The sequence below is a fragment of the Neisseria sp. P0001.S005 genome, from assembly GCF_051963715.1.
Genome location: NZ_JBQCTZ010000713.1, coordinates 1 through 387, shown reverse-complemented (window position 1 = coordinate 387; position 387 = coordinate 1). Strand labels below are relative to the sequence as shown.

General features: G+C 44.7%; 1 protein-coding gene. It reads right to left on the bottom strand.

Translation table 11 applies throughout. The annotated features are described in order from the left end of the window. Nucleotides 1–341, bottom strand: a 341-nt coding sequence (locus tag ACTHSP_RS22515; RefSeq protein ID WP_440347073.1) for a ribosomal RNA small subunit methyltransferase A, incomplete at its 3' end; no start/stop codon positions are given. Nucleotides 342–387 lie beyond the last annotated feature (46 nt).

Below are 387 nucleotides of genomic sequence, written 5' to 3'. Positions count from 1 at the left end.
AACAAAAGCGGCGTGGAAATATTGTACGGCAGGTTGCCGACAATTTTTTTCTTGCCTTCAATGCTGTTGAAATCAAACTGTAATACATCACCTTCGTGTATCACCAATTTATCTGCAAACGGCAAGGTTTTCAGACGGCGTACGATGTCTCGGTCGATTTCGCAAACATGAAGGCAATTGAGTTTTTTCGCCAAAGGCTCGGTAATAGCTGCCAAGCCCGGGCCGATTTCAATCACGATATCATCGGGCTGCGGTCTGACCGCGTTGACAATATCGCTAATAATCCGCGTATCCTGCAAAAAATTCTGCCCGAAGCGTTTCCGGGCCTTATGTTCTTTCATATCTTTCTTCAAGCAAGCTGTTTAAGGCAGTATTGTAACTGAAACA